This window comes from Mucilaginibacter angelicae (assembly GCF_042434235.1).
Taxonomy (GTDB): domain Bacteria; phylum Bacteroidota; class Bacteroidia; order Sphingobacteriales; family Sphingobacteriaceae; genus Mucilaginibacter; species Mucilaginibacter angelicae.
Window position 1 is genome coordinate 133,258 of the sequence record NZ_JBHLTS010000007.1, and the last position, 18,030, is coordinate 151,287.

Annotated in this window: 16 protein-coding genes; 10 read left to right on the forward strand and 6 right to left on the reverse strand. The window is 40.7% G+C overall.

The window, feature by feature from the left end; all coding sequences use genetic code 11:
* The first annotated feature begins 31 nt into the window (after positions 1 to 31).
* Entirely contained in the window at positions 32 to 307 is a 276-nt protein-coding gene (locus ACFFGT_RS04220) for a hypothetical protein (protein ID WP_377021256.1), read from the forward strand.
* On the opposite strand, the gene ACFFGT_RS04225 is transcribed toward ACFFGT_RS04220, so the two are convergent.
* Positions 294 to 980 (reverse strand): hypothetical protein, encoded by a 687-nt coding sequence (locus ACFFGT_RS04225; RefSeq protein ID WP_377021257.1) that lies wholly within the window; start codon positions 978 to 980, stop codon positions 294 to 296. The genes ACFFGT_RS04220 and ACFFGT_RS04225 overlap by 14 nt on opposite strands.
* A complete protein-coding gene (locus ACFFGT_RS04230) occupies positions 977 to 4,414 on the reverse strand; it encodes a glycosyl hydrolase family 18 protein (RefSeq protein WP_377021258.1) in 3,438 nt (1,145 codons plus the stop codon). Before ACFFGT_RS04230 ends, ACFFGT_RS04225 begins: the two co-directional genes overlap by 4 nt.
* Positions 4,415 to 5,789: 1,375 nt before the next feature.
* On the opposite strand from ACFFGT_RS04230, the gene ACFFGT_RS04235 reads away from it, so the two are divergent.
* Positions 5,790 to 6,575, forward strand: coding sequence for a hypothetical protein (locus ACFFGT_RS04235; RefSeq protein WP_377021259.1), 786 nt, complete (start codon positions 5,790 to 5,792; stop codon positions 6,573 to 6,575).
* A gap of 186 nt (positions 6,576 to 6,761) precedes the next feature.
* On the opposite strand, the gene ACFFGT_RS04240 is transcribed toward ACFFGT_RS04235, so the two are convergent.
* Positions 6,762 to 7,121, reverse strand: coding sequence for a winged helix-turn-helix transcriptional regulator (locus tag ACFFGT_RS04240; RefSeq protein ID WP_377021260.1), 360 nt, complete (start codon positions 7,119 to 7,121; stop codon positions 6,762 to 6,764).
* A gap of 106 nt (positions 7,122 to 7,227) precedes the next feature.
* On the opposite strand from ACFFGT_RS04240, the gene ACFFGT_RS04245 reads away from it, so the two are divergent.
* The 8 genes from ACFFGT_RS04245 to ACFFGT_RS04280 all read left to right on the forward strand — a co-directional run bounded on the left by ACFFGT_RS04245 (position 7,228) and on the right by ACFFGT_RS04280 (position 13,408).
* The gene (locus tag ACFFGT_RS04245; protein WP_377021261.1) at positions 7,228 to 7,980 is read left to right on the forward strand and encodes an SDR family NAD(P)-dependent oxidoreductase; all 753 of its coding nucleotides are present in this window, start codon (positions 7,228 to 7,230) and stop codon (positions 7,978 to 7,980) included.
* 61 nt (positions 7,981 to 8,041) lie between these two features.
* On the forward strand, positions 8,042 to 8,665 hold the full coding sequence (locus tag ACFFGT_RS04250) for an NADPH-dependent F420 reductase (protein ID WP_377021262.1): 624 nt from the start codon (positions 8,042 to 8,044) through the stop codon (positions 8,663 to 8,665).
* A 176-nt stretch (positions 8,666 to 8,841) separates the two neighbouring features.
* The gene (locus ACFFGT_RS04255) at positions 8,842 to 9,429 is read left to right on the forward strand and encodes a Crp/Fnr family transcriptional regulator (protein ID WP_377021263.1); all 588 of its coding nucleotides are present in this window, start codon (positions 8,842 to 8,844) and stop codon (positions 9,427 to 9,429) included.
* A gap of 371 nt (positions 9,430 to 9,800) precedes the next feature.
* A complete protein-coding gene (locus tag ACFFGT_RS04260; protein WP_377021264.1) occupies positions 9,801 to 10,559 on the forward strand; it encodes an SDR family NAD(P)-dependent oxidoreductase in 759 nt (252 codons plus the stop codon).
* A 240-nt stretch (positions 10,560 to 10,799) separates the two neighbouring features.
* Positions 10,800 to 11,396 carry a Crp/Fnr family transcriptional regulator gene (locus tag ACFFGT_RS04265; protein WP_377021265.1) on the forward strand — a complete coding sequence of 199 codons (597 nt, stop codon included), beginning with the start codon at positions 10,800 to 10,802 and terminating at the stop codon, positions 11,394 to 11,396.
* 67 nt (positions 11,397 to 11,463) lie between these two features.
* Positions 11,464 to 12,102 carry an NAD(P)-dependent oxidoreductase gene (locus ACFFGT_RS04270; RefSeq protein ID WP_377021266.1) on the forward strand — a complete coding sequence of 213 codons (639 nt, stop codon included), beginning with the start codon at positions 11,464 to 11,466 and terminating at the stop codon, positions 12,100 to 12,102.
* A gap of 51 nt (positions 12,103 to 12,153) precedes the next feature.
* Entirely contained in the window at positions 12,154 to 12,927 is a 774-nt protein-coding gene (locus tag ACFFGT_RS04275) for an alpha/beta fold hydrolase (protein ID WP_377021267.1), read from the forward strand.
* Positions 12,928 to 13,042: 115 nt separating this feature from the next.
* On the forward strand, positions 13,043 to 13,408 hold the full coding sequence (locus ACFFGT_RS04280) for a putative quinol monooxygenase (protein WP_377021268.1): 366 nt from the start codon (positions 13,043 to 13,045) through the stop codon (positions 13,406 to 13,408).
* A 174-nt stretch (positions 13,409 to 13,582) separates the two neighbouring features.
* Here the strand turns inward: ACFFGT_RS04280 and ACFFGT_RS04285 are convergent, their stop codons facing one another.
* The 3 genes from ACFFGT_RS04285 to ACFFGT_RS04295 all read right to left on the reverse strand — a co-directional run bounded on the left by ACFFGT_RS04285 (position 13,583) and on the right by ACFFGT_RS04295 (position 18,030).
* The gene (locus ACFFGT_RS04285) at positions 13,583 to 15,217 is read right to left on the reverse strand and encodes an ABC-F family ATP-binding cassette domain-containing protein (RefSeq protein WP_377021269.1); all 1,635 of its coding nucleotides are present in this window, start codon (positions 15,215 to 15,217) and stop codon (positions 13,583 to 13,585) included.
* Between the two features lie 218 nt (positions 15,218 to 15,435).
* Positions 15,436 to 15,948, reverse strand: a complete 513-nt coding sequence (locus tag ACFFGT_RS04290) for a hypothetical protein (protein ID WP_377021270.1) — start codon at positions 15,946 to 15,948, stop codon at positions 15,436 to 15,438.
* Between the two features lie 642 nt (positions 15,949 to 16,590).
* Complete coding sequence (locus tag ACFFGT_RS04295) at positions 16,591 to 18,030, reverse strand: rubredoxin (RefSeq protein WP_377021271.1); 1,440 nt, start codon at positions 18,028 to 18,030, stop codon at positions 16,591 to 16,593.

Sequence of the window (18,030 nt, forward strand, 5' to 3'; positions counted from 1 at the left end):
CGCGGACGATTTGAAGCAACGCGCATTTTACGTGGCTTACCTAGGCAAAATTATCGATCCGGCTGCGATCACAGTTGCTGATTATGAAATAGCATTGAGCTATGTTAAACTGTTTGAAAAGGACATCACTGCATTGATACGGGAAATTGAATCGGCTACCCAACGCGAACTTGAACTTTTGATAAAGGACCTCGATTTTGGCAAGATAGACGAACTAAGGAAGCAGGCTTATGACCTGGAGAAAAAGGTAAGTCAGTTAAAAGTCAATAGCAATAACGACTATCGTATAGGCATCAGTTTACCTTAAATTGGGCAATAGTAGAAACCGAAGTATTTCCGATCAAATCCTTAGTTACTACTTTCCAATAGTAGGTTGTGGCTGATGTTACCGTTACTGCGTTCAAAAACATATCAGTTACGTTACTTTTAAATAGAGGAGGTGTCGTATTTGTGCCAAAATATACATCATAACCGGCAATGTCATTGTCAACGCTGCTACCATTCCATGCGAGGTTGACAGTCCCGGCAGGTACATTATGATTAAAACCTGGCGTAACTAAGTCTGCCGGGAAAGGCGCATAGGTTAAGGTGCCCGGGCCTGCATTATAAAATTTCCATACGTCGCTTTTTGTGGTATCCGATGAGGCCTTGGATTTGGTGACGATGAACCAGGAATAAGGAGTGTTCCTGTCCAGCGTATCGGTTAAATGCGTCGCCGTTGTGTTTTTATAGGTGATAGTTTGGGTCAACAGGTTTTTGATACCTAATTCGTAACTATCGCTATTTGCAGCTGTATTCCAGGTTAATGTAACTGTACTTTGTACGGCAGAGATAATCGTTCCTGTCGTACAGGCCGCATTTTGCGAAGGGAAAGTTAACGACGCTTTATCAGGCGCAGGAATAGTCGGCGTTGGATTGTTTTTTTTATGGCAGGCCATGATCAGGCAAAGACCAGCTAAGAGTGGTAGCGTTTTCCTCATCGCTTTATTATTTTAAAAACGGTGTCCTTGTTATCGGCCGATAATTTTAATAGGTATTGGCCGCTTTGTAAGTTTGACAGGTCGATCTGTATGGAACCTGCCACCCGTGTAAATGTTTGACTAAAAACTTGTAATCCCTCAATTTTAAAAACTTTTACGTCCGCCTTTTGCACCAGTTCTTTACCCAAACTAATATTTAAGATTTTATCAAAAGGATTGGGATAGGCGACTTTTTCATCCGCTGTGGTAATATCCTTTTCTATCAACCCCTGACAGGCTTTATCCGTCGATATGATAATGCGGTTGATGCCGGACGTAAGATTTAATGTGACTTGACTATTCGTGGTTGTTGTAACCGTGCCATTCAGGCTAATATTATAGGTTGTGCCACCGCCGAGATTTAAAACGACTTGATTACCCGGATTAGTACTGGCTACATACACCGAAAGATCTTTGGGTTCGTTAATGATCATCGAATAGCATTGCTGGTAATCATTTTGACCGGCTACTGTGATACACACGTTATAATTGCCGGCCGCAAGGTTGTTAATATTCACGGAATCGGTAAACGGGTATGGTGCATTTAAACCATTGCCAATAATCGTCGCAGTATAATTCAAGTGCTGGGCTGCGGTGACCTTAATGGTGCCGTTATTTGAACCCTTACACGAAGCGCTAACTGCTGATAAATTAAAATTAGTAACTGGCAGGCTGAATATATAATTGAATCCACTGAGTATTGCGGTTCCTCCCGGCGTGGTTACGGAAACATTACCGTTTGCTCCTGAGCCGACCATAGCAGTAAGGCTCGTCGGTGAGTTTACGGTAAATAATGTTGACGGAACGCCGCCAAAACTTACTGCGGAAGCGCCTGTAAAGTTTGTGCCGGTGACCGTCACGCTTTGCCCGGTGGGGCTGGTTGTAGGAGAGAATGAACTAATGGTTGGCTTAACATAGATTGTCGCTGTCGCGCAATCCGTAAAATTACAATCGCCTTCTGCACGTATATAATAAGTAGTTGTTGCCGTGGGATTGAATAAAAACGTACTCGCATGGCCTGAGCCTTCCAGTACACCGCCACAACTGCCAGAATAAACCCGCCAGGTAGCGTTCGTACCGAGAGAACCGCCAACAACGGTGAGTATGGATGTCGGCCCGTTAGGCGTGTTGCCTGTGCTAACTGTAACAGCAGATGGCATAACCGAGTTGGTGCAAGGAACGACAACCAGTGTGCTAACACAATCAGTGATATTACAGTCTCCTTCCGCACGTATATAATAGGTAGTGGTAACTGAGGGGTTCACGATAAATGTATTGGCGTGTCCCTGGCCTTCAAATGTACCGCCGCAGTTTCCTGAATATAATTTCCATACCCCATTAGTGCCCAGCGAGCCGCCATTCACAGTTAGTAAAACCTGTGACCCGTTCGGCGTATTAGCCACGCTTTGGGTCAGGTTGTCCGGCTTGACCGAATTGGTGCAGGCGATAGCAGCCGTCACTACAATTGCATTGCTTGCTGCCGTCGAACTGATTACAGCACAATTGCCACCGCCGAAATATTCAATCGTCAGGGTGTACGTACCGGTGGACGTTACCGAAAGGCTGGTCATGCTCGCTCCTTGCTGATAGACCGAACCATTTTTAAGCCACTTATAATTGATTGTTGCGCCGCTTCCAGGTACCTGGGGCAATGTGGTGAGCGTAACGTTTCCACCCGAAGGCAATTGTGTGGTAGCTGCTGTGATCTCCGGGGGGATACCAAAATATTTTGTGTTGGAAACAGGGCTTTGACAAGAAGTGCAGTCCGTTCCGCCATAAGCATACATATTCCAGCGGTACAGCATACCTTTGACAAGGTCCGTGGCCGATATAGGAGCCGTCGTCGATTGACAGGAAGAGGTAAAAGTAATATTCGATGTACCGTAAGGATATTTGCTGATTTGCGCGCCGAACGTATTGCCACCATTACTCGTGAATGCTAACGTGATATTTTGCGGGTCAGTCACCATTACGGGTGCTGAGCAAACATCGGCTCCATAGTTTGCAACGGGCGCTTGTGGCGTCGTGCAAGCCGCCTGCGATGGCGGTGCCCAATTGATAGTTAACGTGTATTTTCCGCAAGCGCTGGATTGCGAACTATTCTTCGGATAAACTTTGGCGTATAAAATTGTCGAAGCGGGTTTACTATAGTTATAGGTAATGTTTTCACTTGTCGCGCTCACTTTGTAGGAACCTTTTAGTGCACCTCCGGCCAAGCCGTTACTGGGATATAATTCAAGGTCGTAATCTGCTGGCAGGTTACTCAAAGTGATAGTTAGTGTACCCGTTCCGTCAACAGGTATTTTAAACCAATCCTGATCTGATGGGTCGGGTATAAAACCATTGAACGTTACCGATTTCGCACTTAAATTTAACGGGGTCGTAAAAGCAGATGTAGCGTCGTTAGTATTATCATTGGGTTCGTTTTTGTCGGTACAAGTAGCAAACTGACTTATTACTTTATTTAAAGCACCTAACAATGAATATTGATTACTGGTCGATTTGTCCTGAGCTAATTCCCAAGAGAACACACCATGGACACCTTTTCCCATCGCATAAGTAATTTTTTCATTTATGGTATTGTAACCATTGTAATAATAACCGTTATATAAATCGTTCTTAAATAACGTTTCCGATCCCGTGTCGGGATTAATCTCCCTGTAGGTCATTGTTTTATTAGCAGCATTTCTTCCATAAAACGGAATACCAATAACCATTTTGCTATAAGGAACGCCAATATTTGCCCAACCCGTCATCAAGTCCTTTGCAAGTGATGTGGGTGAATTGTTAACACCGTCATAATCCATAATATTGAGGTAGTCAAGATACTTTAACGAAGCCGCAGAAATTCCGTCAGATCCGGTGTAACGCACCGCAGCGATACTGAGTTTATATCGTTTATTGACAGCCATTCCCTTACTATCTAGCGCTGTCCGCAGATCAAAGAGCAATTGTTTGAAATTATCGGAATCACTGATTTGCGGGATTTCCCAATCTATGTCTACGCCCTTTAAACCATTCGCATAACAGAACTCTGCACATTTGCTGGCGAAATTCTGCCTTTGGGTGCTGTTTGCAGCGATCAGGGATAAAGTCCGCCCATCGTCCCCTATGCTCAAATATAAATTAATTTTGGAGCAATTTTTTTTGACCGCCTCGAAAAGCGTTTTATTAAAGACCTGAAGGTTACCATTAGCATCATAAATTTTAGGGGGCGCTTGTGGAATGGTATATAAATAGGAAACTGAATAAAGGACATCGGTTAATTTGGAATAATCAATTTCATCTACAATTGACTGGGGTTCGTATTCGGGAATATAACCTTCGACAGACTGACCTTTAATTACTGAAACAAAAACAAAAGGAAGGATGAATAAGAGTATAAGTTTTTTCATACGCCGGTTTCGAAAAAGTGGCAATAGTAATCTGCACTACTTGACTTCCCCATGCCGTAATCAAATAATATTGATTCCGACGTGTTGATGGTAGGTTGCATTACAACATTTCACTTCTTTTATTATCGGGAAGCACGTTACAAAAACAAATAAAAGCCGGATAGATGTTATAAGGTTTAGCATTTTGAATTAAGACTGATAATCAACTATTTCAATTGAATGCCGGCCTACTTCAAGGATATTGATGTTTTTTATTATTGACTAAAACTACGAAAATAATATTGATAATTTCCCAATGTTTCACGATATTTTTTATCATTAAAAATACGGCCTGCCAAGTGAAGGCCGTCATACTTCATTTGCTGATCAGGCCTTTTAGTTTTTCACTCAATTCTGCATCCAAAAACTACATCTGCTCTGAATATCAAAACATTATAATTGACGGGTAACAAATAAAAACCAAATAAAATAGAGTCTTTGAAGGAACATTTTCGAACCCTTAAATTTAGGATATCAGGGAGGCTCGTGAATACCCGGAAAAGGCAAAGTGATTCATCGTTTTATATTGACATGATTTCACTTAAAAACGGATTTGTCCAAAAACATATATATATTGATTGGAACATTTTAACATATTTCTTACCTTTATATCTTAAGATTTGTAAATAATCTGCATCAAATAGTGTTGAGTAATTCGGTGCGTAGCTAAATTATACCCATATAAAATATTGCAGGTCAGTGGATAGTGAGTCGTGTTCGATTCCCCTACGAAGCTAGTGCTGGCGGCATTTCTCAACTAAGGTAATTCAAAGCTAAAAGCTTTATAGTCCAATTATTTAGCATTAGTCAGCGAAATTTAATCCCGTTTAAAACACCCTTTGGTGGTATTTTAAAAAATAATCCTTAAATTTGGATATAACATTTACAGCCAGGGCTTATGAAACACTGGTGAGTTTTTGAAGCAAAAACAGGCAAAAACTGCCTTTAAAGTATATTAGACCGATGGAGTTCGATTCTCGTCGGGACCACAGCAAAAAAGCCATTTTCGAATAGAAAATGGCTTTTTTTTGTTAAAGGCATCTTTTCTCTCCGACTAAATATTGATTCACATTCACATCGTCCCGTATCTAATCAGATGTTTTTTTTATCTTTAAATAGTTCATTAACAGGTCTTTAATAATTTACTAACAAATTGCTTATCATATATATTATTTGTAAGTTTATGTAACCAATTGTATTATTTATGGTGGTAAAATTTTAGACATTTATTTTGTCCTTACTTGGCTTTTTTATTGAATAATTAAGTTATCAACCGCCAAATAAAAACCTCTACCAGACGAAATAAATTCCTATATCATATTAAAACTTAAGCATTATGAATAAGATTTTAATTTTTGCAGCTTTATTTAGCTTGTTGATTTTGGGATGTAAGAAAAAAGAGAAGTCTTCTGAGGCAAGCCTGTCGGGTGTATATGAACTTGAAAAACAGATGCTTGATCGAGGAGGCAAAGACTCTACTATTAAACGAACTCAAGTTAAAATCTATACGGATCGCAACTATGTATACGCCAGTATAGTTCCTGATTCATCTGTTGGGTTTGGTGTTGGCACTTATACACTTGACTCTGCTAACCGACTTAAGGAACATAGTATTTATACCAGCAGAGCGCTTGACTCATCCTTAACCTATAATCTTGAGATTACAAGAAAACCTGGTGGTTATACCCAAGTCATTCCCGACTTTGCCACGGTAAAAGGTGTAAAATATGCATTGAAAGAAGATTATAAAAAATTCCAGCCAGCTGATAGCTCAGTACTTGATGGTTTGTGGAAAATGGAAAGAACCTATACAATAAAAGGCAAAGACACGATCCCAACTAATGTAACGCAGTATAAAATATTCTGGGGAGGACATTTTATTTTCATACACAGGTTCGTTCAGAATAAGGAAAAAAACATCTTTAAAAATGGGTTTGGTACTGGGGTATTTACTTTTAGTAATGATACGCTTAGGGAAGAAGAGCAAATATCAAATTACCGGCTTCTTCAGGGTAATAAATTTACTGTTAAAGTCACGATGAATGGTCATGACGAATATACCCAGGTGATTAATAGTGCAACAAATGGCCAATCTGTAGAAATATACAAGCGTGTCAAATAAAAATTCCTTATTTAACCTTGTGTCACTGGTTCGATCCCAATTGGTGCCACTGGAAGCTTTCAACGAAAGTTGAAGGCTTTTCCCCTCACTGGCGCGAGTATGCAGCGATTGGATTGAGGGCTGAGTACTTGTGACTGTTTAAGTCACTGGTACACTTCACACTTGGCATCCAATAAATAATAAACGTTACTTCCCGACAATTTTCTTCCGATGTACAATTCCCCAATCTGAAAGTTCGCTGATGATGCTTTGCAGCGTATTACCGTGTTCTGTCAATTCATATTCAACAGTTATGGGTTGTGTAGCTAAAACTGTTCGTTTCACTAACTGATTTATTTCCAGTTCCTTTAATTCCTTGCTCAGCATTCTGTTTGAAACCCCTTCAACATCATTCAGAATGTCAGAAAATCTTCTTTTGCCGTAACAGCAAATCGACGAGATAATAGCGATCTTCCATTTCCCGTTCAATGCGTCCATGGCATCCTGAACGGACCTCATCCTTTTCTTTTGTTCCTGCTGAAACTCTGTTATTTTACACGTCGTCATGTTACTTGGTTACACCGGTGTTACTGTTATTTATCAGTACAAAGTTACTAAAAATAACTTATGTGGTCTACCTTTGTCGCTCAATCTTTAAAAAAAAGAAACAATAATGAGCAGATTAAAAAATAAAGTAGCAGTTATTACAGGCGGTAATAGTGGCATTGGATTTGGGATTGCCCAGGAATTTAAAAATGAAGGTGCTAAAGGAGTTATTGTAGGTAGAAACCAGGAAACTTTAGATAGTGCTGCGGCTCAGCTTGGCGATGGTTTTATAGCCATAAATGCCGATGTAACCAACGTTGCCGACCTGGAAAGGGTGTTTAAAGCAACAGCTGAAAAATTTGGTAAGATAGACGTGGTTGTAGCCAATGCGGGTGCCGGAGCAGTAGGAACAGTAGCAACTTTTGACGAAGCCGCGTTTGACCAGGCCATTGACCTGAACCTGAAAAGCGTTTATTTCACGGTTCAAAGAGCACTTCCTCATATGAATGATGGTGGTTCGATTATTTTGATCGGGTCAAATGCTGCACATCGGGCATATGCGAATTTTACGCTTTATGGCGCTGCAAAAGCAGCTGTTATCTATTTAGCTAAAGGGTTTTCAAGCGACCTTTTAGATAGAAAGATCAGGGCAAATGTGATCACACCAGGCACAACAGATACACCGGCATTTGACAAGTTTGTTCCGGCAGAACAAATGGAAGCGGTAAAAAAGCACTTTGCAGATCAAATGCCGATAGGCAGGATCGGGCAACCAGCTGACATTGGTAAAACAGCGGTTTTCCTGGCATCCGACGATTCTTCGTTTATGTTGGGTGCCGAACTTCTTGTTGATGGCGGGATGACCTATTTGTCTAAATAATTATCCTCACACTGGCGCGAGTTTGTAAACGTGCCATTAAATATTAAAAATAATTTCCAAAATGAGTAAATCAGAAAACAAAGTTGCGGGCTATGCAATTATCGGCTTCGGCAAGATCGGCCAGGCCCTGGCCAGGGCGTTTGCACGCAAGGGCATCGAAATATCCGTTGCAACCACGCGCAACCCGGAAAGCTTTGCATCTGATGCGGCCGCGATCGGCCCCGGGATCATTCCCACAACACTGGCGGAAGCCGTTAAAGCGGACGTCATCTTTTTGGCTGTGCGTTTTGAATCGCACCCGGATGTTGCAAAGGCGCTGACCAACTGGCAGGGGAAGACCATCGTGGATGTGACCAATGCCTACGGCGTACCCGCTGAGAAGATGGGGGGACAGCCTTCTGCCAGGTTCGTGGCGCAGGCCTTCACTGGCGGAAAACTGGTTAAGGGCTTCAACCATTTGGGAGCCGCCATTCTTGGCCAGGACCCGGCCGTACATGGTGGCAGGAGAGTCGTGTTCCTGGCGAGCGATGATGACGGCGCAGCAGCGGAGATTGCTGCGCTTGCAGAAAATCTCGGTTTCGCGCCGATCAAACTTGGTGGGCTTTCGGAAGGCGGACTGCTTGTGCAGGCGCACGGAAATACCTGGGGAAAACTCATCTTTCAGGACTTGTTCAAGTTCGACTGATGAATCGTGGTCACAAAAAAGAATAAGTTTCTTTCAAATCCCTGTTTCTTCCTGAAGCAGGGATTTTTATTGCTTTAATTAACTTTTACGCCGTCAAGCATACTGAGTGATTTACGATGTTTTTTGTCTTTTATCAGGCAGCTTGAGTAAATTGCGCATAATTATATACTTGAACGATGCCCAATTTTGAAGCGCTTTTTGATTACATTCAAAAAATATCAGGCAAACTGCTTTCAGAAGATGATAAGCATTTATTGATGGCACATTTCAAACCCAAAAAACTTCGAAAACGACAATACTTTTTACAGGAAGGAGACGTATGCAAATATATCGGGTTTATTGTAAAAGGATCTGCCAGAACCTTTTCGGTAGATGAAAAAGGGCATGAGCATATACTGAAATTATCTTTGGAAAACTGGTGGCTGGCCGATTTTGAAAGCTTTTACCTGTTAACGCCAAGTCGCTTTAATATTGAAGCGCTGGAGGATCTGGAGGTTCTGCAATCAACCAATGCGCAAATTGAGGAGTATCTTAAGCATATACCTGCCTTTTCAGCGATGGCGAACGTAATTAGTCAAAATTATACCATTGCAAACCAGAAAAGAATGCAGACCGTCATGAGCTATACGGCGGAAGAGCGTTACGAGGATTTGATCAGCAATTATCCGCAATTTCTACAGCGGTTTCCGCAAAATATGATCGCTTCTTATCTCGGTTTATCCCCGGAAACTTTGAGCCGGCTAAAGAAAAACTCTTTAAAATAGAGTTTTATAGGCTTTCCACAAAGGGGGCGGCTTTTCAATTGCCGCTTCAGAAACCCTTATCGATATATCTTCCTGAATACAATAAATCGCTTACCAAGGGAATATACGCCGTTGTGACTGGTCTGGCTTTCTGCTGCTTTGGTTTTTAGCCACTATCTTAAGTTGCTATTTTACAATTTGTTATCGGGTTAATGTGATATAGGTCATCACGTTGAATTGACCTGTATCAAGCCTATTTAGTGATTCATGTCAACACGCAGTTCGTTACAACATAGCATCTTTGGATATGATTCAGAACAGAAAAATCCTGAAGAATTTGAAATCAAACATTCAATGAATATCAACAAAAAGTGTATTAATAAATAGAAATAATGAGTAAACTGAAAAACAAAGTAGCGATAGTTACCGGTGCTTCAAAAGGAATAGGTGCATCTATCGCAAAACACTTTGCGGCAGAAGGTGCAAAGGTTGTTGTAAATTATGCCTCAAGTAAAGAAGGCGCAGATAAAGTGGTTAAAGAAATAACTGACAATGGAGGCATAGCCATTTCGGTACAGGCCGATATATCCCAAGAAGCTGATGTAACCAGGCTATTTAACGAAACAGAGAAGGCTTTCGGCGGATTGGATATTTTGGTAAATAACGCGGTTGCCCAGGGATACGCGCCTATAGAACAGATCTCGGTAGCGGCATTTCATCAGAGTTTCAGCGTCAATGTATTAGGGCCTATCCTGACTATCCAGGCAGCATTGAAATTATTTGGCGATAAGGGTGGCAATATCATCAATATCAGTTCGGGTGCCAGCAAATACCCCTTGCCCGGAGCCTCTTTATACTCTTCAACTAAGGCGGCTTTAGATGCCTTCACCATTGCTTTATCGAAAGAACTGGGCGCAAAAAACATTCGTATCAATTCGATTTTACCGGGCGCTACGGAAACAGAAGGTGCAGCCAGCGCGGGCGTTACTGCAGGCAGTGAGTATGAAAAAATGTTTATTGCTAAAACACCGCTTGGCCGCAGGGGCCAGCCCGAAGATATTGCGAAAGCCGTGGTATTTCTTGCTTCAGATGATGCAGCATGGATTACGGGTGAGCAAATTTCCGTTTCGGGTGGTATGTATGGTTTTTAAAATAGTTTGAAACACTTCTCATTGCCATTTTCGAAATCGGCCTTATTGTAACGCCAGGTCAATTAATAGCTGTAAATCCGCTATAAAATTATTAGAAATAGGGGCCTTTGAGACCACAGTTACACCCATCCACCGGATCGGCATGGGAATGAAATTGAAAAAGCCTTTAGGTGAAAATCTGAGGGCTTTTTTGTTGGATTTCTTTTCTAACTTTAGTTACAAAATAATATATACGTTAAATTGAAAGAGGCGATCAATACATATTTAAGTTCAGTTAAGGCACTTTGTCCCCAGGTTACAACTGCTGAATTAGACTATCTGATAAGTGGCCTGACAGTTTCTGATCTAAAACCAAAGCATTTTTACATTCATGCAAATACGATTCAAAAAGAAATAGGATTTGTGTTTTCAGGCTTATTGCGAACATTTTATATTGACAATAATGGCAATCAGATTTCGGTGAATTTTGTCCGGGAAAACCGCTATGTAACCCATTATCCTGCATTCATCACTCAAACACCCAGCAAGTATTATTTTCAATGTATAGAGCCAACAATTGTTGTTAACCTTTCCTACAAACACATTCAGGAGGGTTACAACAGGTTTCCAATTTTGGAACGCTATGGCCGCTTGGTAGCAGAGGAAGCTTTGAAAATTCTACATAAGAGAATTGAGAGCTTTTTGTTTGAAACTGCCGAAACCAGATACCTCGATTTCATAAAAGAAAACCCGGATTTGTTCAACAGGGTATCATTATCCTACCTGTCATCTTACCTTGGTATTGAGCGGCAATCACTAACGCGAATAAGAAAAAAATTGGCCCATAATTCATTTTGACACTTTTGTGTCAGGAGCGCCTTTCGTAATGCGACTACTTTTGGTTTGAAAATAAACCAACATAAAAATGAAAGTAGTCATCTTCGGTGCTACAGGTTTCGCGGGTAATGCCGTTTTGAAAAAAGCCTTAGCGCAAAATCATCAGGTAACCATATTAGTAAGAAATAAGTCTGCGATTTCAATCAATGATAAAAACCTGACCATCATTGAAGGTAATGTTATGGACAGAAATAAAGTTTCGGAGGTATTAGAAAATCAGGATGCTGTAATTCAATGCCTTGGGGTAAGTGGAAAAAGTACCCAGCCAACAACATTCATGTCTGATGTAACAAAAATAATTGTTGCGGAAATGGAAAAATCAGGAGTTAAACGACTGATCGCAATGAGTAATATAGGAGCCGGAAACAGTATTGGTTACAACCCCTGGTATTTTACTAAAATCATTCTCCCCTATTTTATGAAATGGTTAAAAGTGGTTATCGACGATAAGAACCGCATGGAACCCATCATCATGAACAGCCAACTCAACTGGACAATTGTCCGCTGTCCCAATATTGTAGACAAGCCTGCTAAAGGAAGGGCTCACGCCACTTTGGACGGGAAACGCCTAAAGCTATCCATTACGTTGGGCGATATGTCAACGTTTATGGTTCAGCAATTAACAGGTAGTGGTTTCTCCAAACAAGCACCTTCCATAAGCAATTAGCACCAGATAACTATTTTTCTTAATTATTTATAATTAGTAACAATGAATGTAATGGCACAAAAATCTGAAATACTAACCAGCATTGGGAAAATTTCAGTTTATATAAAAAAACATACATCTGGCCAAACACCACTTATTTTTTTACACGGAATATACTTCGACCACCATCTATGGGACAAACAAGCAGAAGAAATAAAAGACCGCACAGTAATTTCTGTTGACATGCCTTTCCATGGCGATAGCCGGGAAAACATCGAACCCAATTGGACTTTGAATGATTGCGCGAATATGCTGATTGAGATTTTAGATAGTTTACAGATCTCCAAAGTCATTGCAGTTGGACATTCATGGGGAAGCATGACTATTTTGAGAGCTGCATACAGGCAACCTGCGAGGTTTGAATCTGTTGGGTTGTGTAATATGAATTTTAAAGCGCCAACAAAGGGACAAAAGAACACCATCTGCTTTCAACATTCCATGTTGGTGTTCAAAAACTTCTATATGAAACAATCTGCGAAGTCTATGTTTGGCGAGGCATCATTAAAAGAAAATCCCCCATTGATCAATCAACTAAAACTGCCAATGGGGATCTTATCTAACAGGCAGATCAGGCAAATTGACAAAGCCGTTTTGATGAAAGCAGATGATACTACTTACTTAATCGAAACATTGAAAGTTTATGCCCTTGCTTTAAAAGGTGAAGAAGATTTCGTGCCAACACCTCCCAAAATTGAAACGATAATAGTTAAAGGCGGACATGTGAGTCCATTAGAAAGACCATTGGAGGTTTTTAATTTAATCAGCAGACTAATTGAGAAGAACTAACGAGAAGACGGGCCGACTATGGCCACGCGCTTAGCCAAATTACCGGCAATTGAAGAACGCAATTGCTATTATCCTAACAACATTTTTTAATGCTTAATAACTAAAATCAAATACGATGACAAATCAAGTTCAATACACAACAGAGTTTACAATTGTTGACGGTAAAATAGAGGATTTCAAAAAAATTATGCATTCTATCATTGAGTCTGTCAAAGAAAAAGAACAGGATATGAGTGCATATCAGGTTTACCTGAATGCGGAGGAAAACAAGGCATTTATTGTTGAGTGGTTTAAGAATTCTGAAGCCATTTTAATTCATTTAGCGAACGTAGGGCCTTTATTTCCCGAACTCTTAGCGATAGCACCAGCTGTGCGCTTAGAGGTTTTTGGTAACTTAACGAAAGAGGCAGAAGAAGCATTGAAATCTATTGGCGCGCAAATTTTTAAATACCATGAAGGATTTATTCGTGGAGACGTTTAATTGTAACGGGGGTAATCATCCAAATCACCCATAAAAGGGTCGGTTTTTGTAGTCTAAGGGCCACTGGAAAAGTATGAGAGCCTGCAAATCAAATGTTTGCAGGCTCTCTTTTTGATGGTTATGCACCATTTTATACGAGAATCCCCATCATTCCGCTTCTTCCCTGCTATTCATTTAGCTTTGCTCTATCTGCTTTAAGCTGTCCATTTTTTTGTAAGCTAAAAATCCCTTAATGTCCTCAAAATGTTCACGAACGCGTTTATTACCAAACTCGAATACTTTTTTTACCAGCCCGTCCAGGAAATCCCGGTCGTGCGATACCAAAATCAGCGTTCCGTCAAAGTCCTTTAGTGCATCTTTGATGATGTCCTTGGTCTTCATATCCAAATGGTTCGTTGGCTCATCCAGTATCAACACGTTTACTGGTTCCAACAGCAGCTTGATCATGGCCAGACGAGTTTTCTCGCCGCCTGAAAGTACCTTGACCTTTTTGGTGGTATCATCGCCGCTGAACATAAATGCACCCAAAAGATCTTTGATCTTTATGGTACCATCACTCAAGGGGATCTGGTCGATGGTTTCAAATACCGTTAAATTCTCATCTAACAAAGCCGCCTGGTTTTGGGCAAAGTACCCGATCTTGGCATTGTGACCTACTTTTAAAGATCCCTGGAAATCGATCTCCCCCATGATAGCTTTGATCATGGTAGATTTACCTTCACCATTTTTACCAACAAAGGCCACTTTTTCGCCCCGCTCAATCACCATAGCTGCTTTCTCGAACACAACATGATCACCATAGGTTTTTGTAAGCTCTTCAACCATTACGGGGTATTGACCGGAACGCGGCGATGGCGGAAATTTTAATCGCAATGCGGATGTATCCACTTCATCGATCTCAATGACCTCGAGCTTTTCGAGCATCTTCACGCGTGACTGTACCTGCAAAGTTTTAGAGTACGTACCCCTGAACCGGTCTATAAATTCCTGATTATCGGCAATAAAGCGCTGTTGTTCCTCATAGGCTTTCAATTGGTGTACCCTGCGCTCAGCACGCAGCTGAAGATAATGGCTGTATTTGGCTTTATAATCATAGATCCTGCCCATGGTTACCTCGATGGTACGGTTCGTGATATTATCAACAAAAGTACGGTCGTGTGAAATGACCATTACTGCCTTTGCCGAGTTGATCAGGAAATCTTCCAGCCATTGTATACTGTCGATATCCATGTGGTTGGTAGGCTCATCAAGTAAGATCAGGTCCGGTTTCTTTAACAGGATTTTGGCCAGCTCGATACGCATGCGCCAACCGCCCGAAAACTCGGCAGTTTGGCGGGTAAAGTCTTTGCGTTCAAAACCTAAGCCTTTCAGCACTTTTTCTACCTCTGCATCGTAATTCACCTCTTCCTGCGAATAAACTTTTTCGCTCAGCTCCGATACCCGTTCAATCAGCTTCATGTAATCGTCACTATCGTAATCGGTGCGAATATTGAGCTGCTCATTTACTTCGTCCAACTCTTTCTGCATCTGATTGGCTTCGTCAAAAGCTTTCATCGTTTCTTCAAAAACGGTAACGTTATCCTGGGTGAGCAAATGCTGTGGCAAATACGCTATTACTGCGTCTTTGGGGCCGGTTACGTTGCCTGTAGTAGGTTTGGACGCACCGGCAATGATCTTGAGGATGGTGGACTTGCCAGCGCCATTTTTACCCATCAGGGCTATCTTATCGTTCTCGTTTATGGAGAAGGTTACGTCACTGAATAAGGTGGTTCCGCCAAATGAAACGGAGATGTTATTGACATTAATCACAGTATGCTAATATTGAATTTTGCGCAAAGATAAGGGAAAGACGGTTAATTATGGCAGGTGTATGAAGGGGGAGCTTTCAGGCCGCGTTTGGAGCTTCAGGAATTTTTGTAATCGTGCTTAATTTGTAAAAGGTAATATTGATACTTTGAAAATAATCCCGAAGGGCTATATCTATGTTGAAGATTTGCAGTCAATCTGTATCAAGGCTTTTGCTGTTATTAATCAGATTCATCCGTATGGGGCAAATTCAATTCACGGTCAACGTTACTTATAAATTCCTTTTCAAAGATATCAGTAAACCCTTTTAACATTTCTTTTGGCACTCCGCCATTACCTTCACTTCCTCCCTTGTGATTTTTGTCGAATGCGTAGCAAATAAATATTTCAGAGGTGCTGGAAGTCTTCCAATATTCTTCATCTCCATAATACCTGAAAGTATACTCGTTAACTATTTGTCCGGAGGTTATTTTTATTGTTACATAATTTTTAATATCATTATAATAGTAAGCCCCGGTAGAGTCAATGGAGGCATGGGTTGATGAATTGTCTAAAGAAGTGTCTCTATAAATATTAGGATTATTCTTTATTATCTTCATTATCGCTCGCTGTAAGTCTTCCTTTTTTATAGCGTATCGATAGTTCTTTAAAGAACCATGTGTTCCTGCGCTAATAAAACAACCAGTAACGATAAGCGTGATACACAGTAAAAAACAAAAACCTTTAATATTCATCTTATTTCAAAAAATAAAGCTACCCTAAATTGATTGCTAAATTATGGATGAAATAATTATTATTTTCAAAACTCCGAAATATGATCCTCCAATCCTGCATAATGCAAGTTACCCATAAAAGAATTCGTTTTTTTTAGTTTAAGAACCACTAAATGACCCAGGGTATGCCAAACATGGGAACGTTATTCAAAAAGCCTTTGGATGAAAAATCTGCAGGCTTTTTATTAAACTATATTCAGGGTATATTTACTTGGTAATGTTAAATATTTATTGATGGCTTTTCAAATTTGTCCGAAGTGTTGCAACGAAAGCTTTTTATGGTGTATGGCTGATGATGATATAATAACAATATGGCATTGTCATAATTGTGGATATACTGCTTTCGAAGATGAACGAAATGAAAGGATATGCGTTGAGTGTAAAAATAAAACAGAATCTCTTTTAAAAGATGAAGGTTCAGAATATTGGTGGTGTTTCAGGTGTAATACTGAACGCACTTCTTAATATCCTTAATTTTTAAGGATTGAAGTATCACAGCCTAATTATTCTCAAAACCAGCCGCATTGTACAAATCATCCATAAAAGAGTTCGGGTTTTGCAGTCAGGTGGCCCGGTACAAAACGTTCCTCATTGAAACAGCCGTCATTCAACATACGTCAGCTCTGCAAAATTTTCTTTCTCCGAACCACAAGTGGGGCATTCATAGTTAACTAAGCTTTCAAAAGGTATACCGGGCTCTATTGAATTCAGCATATCGCCATATAATTCGTCATAAATAGTAAAACAGCTTTTGCATTGATGAACAGTTTTTTGATCAGCCGGCTTGATTTCATTATTGCTTTTATTTGTTTGCAAAGGCAATTGATTGTTGCATTGCTGTTCGTAAAACATATCACAAAGCGCTTTTAAGTGCATGCTTAGATCAGCCTTTGATACCCCCTGTTTGTATATTACAAATTCGCGGGTGTTGTGATTAAAATCGCGGGTATGTACAATTTCAAACTCATCGGGCATGCGGGCACGGATCATGACAGAACCGTAAATGCCTGATTTAGGCGACCGCTTTATGGCAAAACTAAGCCCGTAAGTACGTAAATCAGCTTCTTCAAACTCACGTACCAATAGCTGTTTGAGTTCAAGGCACCTGCTGCAATGGTCCTCAACCTGCCAGTTCAATTCGTTTGAAGCATGCCTGATATTTACCCGGTATTTATTAAGCAGGTTGCCCCATAATGGTCGGTGCCGGGCCTCAATATTTTTGACGAGCAGAGATTTCCATGCGCTGATGTATAACTGCCCTACCCTGGTTTGCATGCACAGGCTACAGATCTCCTTCAAAAATTCGATGTCAAAAAGTTCGTTACGCCTGTATATGCCCAGCCAGTATTTATTGCCCTGTCTGTTAAAGCCCTCGTAATAGGGCAATTGAAATTCGGGGATAGCCAGCGGCTGATCAATTTCCTGGATTACAAAATGGTGGCCTGTAATAACCAATTGATAAAGCTCATCGGGGCTAATTTCAGCCTGGTCATAAAACAATGATTTGTTAGCAAATATTACCTGTTGAATTGCCTTGCCTATAGCGGGGATATCATCCGAATAAACCAGCACAGGCCAGCAATAAAGGATATTGGTTTTAGGGAACCTGATGTACAGGTACCAGTAATTACTCACCGGCGAGCAAATAAAATTCAGGTTACCTGTAAAAAACGGAGCAAAAGTTTGGTTGCTGTCTACCAGGTTTATTTTCAGTTGGGGCTGATAATCAAACAGGTCGAAGATATCTTTATATACACCTTCCTTAAGCCAGTTTTCCTGGTTAAAAATCCCGTCGGCAATATATGAGCTGGTGATATTGGGATAAACATCATCATTAATTTCATGATCGATACCGGCGCTTAATATATCAAACTCCAAATCTTCCAGCCGGGATTCTTCTACTTCAAAATAAAGCTGCTGCCGGTTCCCAAAACGGACTTGTTCGGCACCTGCATTTTGCGCAATGATGAGCATCTCATAAAAATCGCCGGCAGAGGTTACACCGCCCGGCAGGTTTATCTTGATCAGTTGCTTGTTATCCAT

Coding starts and splice junctions, on each gene's coding strand:
- ACFFGT_RS04225 (WP_377021257.1), bottom strand. CDS start 980: ATGAGGAAAACGCTACCACTCTTAGCTGGTCTTTGCCTGATCATGGCC.
- ACFFGT_RS04230 (WP_377021258.1), bottom strand. CDS start 4,414: ATGAAAAAACTTATACTCTTATTCATCCTTCCTTTTGTTTTTGTTTCA.
- ACFFGT_RS04235 (WP_377021259.1), top strand. CDS start 5,790: ATGAATAAGATTTTAATTTTTGCAGCTTTATTTAGCTTGTTGATTTTG.
- ACFFGT_RS04240 (WP_377021260.1), bottom strand. CDS start 7,121: ATGACGACGTGTAAAATAACAGAGTTTCAGCAGGAACAAAAGAAAAGG.
- ACFFGT_RS04245 (WP_377021261.1), top strand. CDS start 7,228: ATGAGCAGATTAAAAAATAAAGTAGCAGTTATTACAGGCGGTAATAGT.
- ACFFGT_RS04250 (WP_377021262.1), top strand. CDS start 8,042: ATGAGTAAATCAGAAAACAAAGTTGCGGGCTATGCAATTATCGGCTTC.
- ACFFGT_RS04255 (WP_377021263.1), top strand. CDS start 8,842: ATGCCCAATTTTGAAGCGCTTTTTGATTACATTCAAAAAATATCAGGC.
- ACFFGT_RS04260 (WP_377021264.1), top strand. CDS start 9,801: ATGAGTAAACTGAAAAACAAAGTAGCGATAGTTACCGGTGCTTCAAAA.
- ACFFGT_RS04270 (WP_377021266.1), top strand. CDS start 11,464: ATGAAAGTAGTCATCTTCGGTGCTACAGGTTTCGCGGGTAATGCCGTT.
- ACFFGT_RS04275 (WP_377021267.1), top strand. CDS start 12,154: ATGGCACAAAAATCTGAAATACTAACCAGCATTGGGAAAATTTCAGTT.
- ACFFGT_RS04280 (WP_377021268.1), top strand. CDS start 13,043: ATGACAAATCAAGTTCAATACACAACAGAGTTTACAATTGTTGACGGT.
- ACFFGT_RS04290 (WP_377021270.1), bottom strand. CDS start 15,948: ATGAATATTAAAGGTTTTTGTTTTTTACTGTGTATCACGCTTATCGTT.
- ACFFGT_RS04295 (WP_377021271.1), bottom strand. CDS start 18,030: ATGGATAACAAGCAACTGATCAAGATAAACCTGCCGGGCGGTGTAACC.